Below are 2131 nucleotides of genomic sequence, written 5' to 3'. Positions count from 1 at the left end.
GATCTCGGCGACGTCGATCTCGTCGATCGGGCTGGTGATGCCCGCGTCGCGCCACAGCGCCTTCGCGGCGTCGCGGCCCGCCTGCGGGTTGACCTGGTCGCGGCCGGAGTAGGCCAGTGGTTCGGTGCGTAGTGCGGTGGCATGGATCCAGGCCACCGGGTCGCCACCGGCCACCCGGGCGTCGGCGATCTCTTCGTTGCCGATCACCAGCGCACACGCGCCGTCGCTGGACGGGCAGGTCTCGTCGAAGCGGATCGGGTCCCAGAGCATCTGGGAGTCCATCACCTTCTCCAGCGTGATGTCCGGCTGGTGCAGGTGGGCCAACGGGTTCTTGGCGCCGTTGAGCCGGTCCTTCACCGCGACCATCGCGCCGATGTAGTCCGGCGCGCCCGAGCGCCTGATGTAGGACCGCACGTGTGGCGCGAAGTAACCGCCTGCACCCGCGCCGACCGGCTTGGTGAACGGCACCGGGATCGACAACGCCCACATGGCATTGCTCTCCGACTGCTTCTCCCACGCCATCGACAGCACGCGGCGGTACTTGCCCGACTGCACCAGGCTGGCGGCGACGATCGCGGTCGAGCCTCCGACGGAGCCCGCGGTGTGCACCCGGATCAGCGGCTTGCCGGTGGCGCCGACGGCATCGGCCATGAACAACTCGGGCATCATCACGCCCTCGAAGAAGTCGGGCGCCTTGCCGACCACGACGGCGTCGATGTCGTCGAACGTCGATCCGGAGTCGGCCAGCGCCTTGTCGATGGCCTCGCGCACCAGGCCGTTCATCGTGACGTCCTTGCGCTTGGCGACGTATTTGGTCTGTCCGGTTCCGAGAACCGCAGCGAGTTGACCGGCCATCAGTTCTTCCCTTCCAGCACGGCGACCAGATTCTGTTGCAGCGCAGGCCCGCTGGTCGCGTGGGCCAGCACCCGCTGGGCGGAGCCGTCGAAGATGTGCCGAGCGGCGAACCCGATGCGCTCCAGGCCCGCGGAGAACATCGGGTTGGCCGCCAACGCGCCACCCGAGAGGTTCACCTTCGTCGAGTCGGACAACCCGATCGCTTCGGTGAGAATCAGGTGCTGATGCGTGAAGGGCGCGTAGATCTCGGCCACGTCTATCGAACCGGCGTCGCCACCCGTGGCGGCCTTCGCCGACGCTGCCGTGGACGGCGAGGTCGTCAGGTCCCGCGCGCCGAGCACCGGCGTTTCGATGCGGTGCTCGATGCCGGTGATCCAGGCGGGGTTCTCCCGTAGCTCGCGGGCCTTGTCACCGGCGGCCAGCACGATCGCCGACGCTCCGTCGGTGATGGGCGCGATGTCGTGGCGGCGTAGGGGATCTGCGAAGTACGGCCGGGCAAGCAGCTCGTCGATGGTCGTCGCGGGACTTTCGGAGTCCACCCGGTCCGCGGCCGCGAAGGACTCGAGTGCCACCTGTGCCATCTGTTCGGCGGTCCACTTCCCGGAGTCCAGGCCGAAGCGTGCCTGCAGGCCCGCGGTCGACACCGAGTCCGGCCACAGCGGCGCAACGGTGTACGGGTCGGTCTGCAGTGCCAGAATGCGGCGCAGGACGCCAGCCGAGGACTTGCCGAATCCGTAGACGAGCGCGGTGTCGACCTGGCCGGTCAGCAGCTTGATGTAGGCCTCGTAGAGCGCCCAGGCTGCGTCCATCTCGACGTGCGACTCGTTGATCGGCGGCACGGCGCCGATCGAGTCGATCGCCGAGATGAACGAAAAGGCCCGGCCGGCAAGGTAGTCCGCGGAACCGGAGCACCAAAAGCCGATATCGGTCTGCTCGATGCCGAGATCTTTGTAAATGGAGGCGAAGCAGGGCATCAGCATCTCGACGCCGTTGGTGGTGCCTTCGGTGCGGCGAACGTGCGGAGCGTGTGCGAAGCCGACGACGGCAACGTCGCGAAAAGTCATGTGTGCAGTCCCTTTAGAGGTGGTGCTTGTAGGTGTCGTACTCGGCGTCGGGCTCGCCGGTTGGCTTGAAGTACTCGATGTTGTCGATGCCGAGCCCCCAGTCCTCGCGAGGCTTCCACACCGCCTCGACACGCATGCCCATCCGCACCTCGGCGGCGTCGATCTCCTGAATCAGGTGCAGGAAGGGGATGTCCGCGCCGTCGAGGAGGACG

General features: G+C 67.4%; 3 protein-coding genes. All 3 read right to left on the bottom strand.

The window, feature by feature from the left end; translation table 11 throughout:
- On the bottom strand, positions 1-855 hold an 855-nt coding region (locus tag ACRDUX_RS21395; protein WP_526416256.1), incomplete at its 3' end, for a thiolase family protein.
- Positions 855-1919: a beta-ketoacyl-[acyl-carrier-protein] synthase family protein gene (locus ACRDUX_RS21390; protein ID WP_526416254.1), complete on the bottom strand. Its 1065-nt coding sequence runs from the start codon at positions 1917-1919 to the stop codon at positions 855-857. The genes ACRDUX_RS21395 and ACRDUX_RS21390, both read right to left, overlap by 1 nt.
- Before the next feature lie 13 nt (positions 1920-1932).
- On the bottom strand, positions 1933-2131 hold a 199-nt coding region (locus ACRDUX_RS21385), incomplete at its 5' end, for a PhlB family protein (protein WP_526416252.1).

Source organism: Mycobacterium sp. (genome assembly GCF_050701675.1).
In the GTDB taxonomy this organism is placed as follows: domain Bacteria; phylum Actinomycetota; class Actinomycetes; order Mycobacteriales; family Mycobacteriaceae; genus Mycobacterium.
The sequence above is the reverse complement of the archived record's forward strand: the minus strand, read 5'-3'. Positions and strand labels throughout refer to the sequence as shown.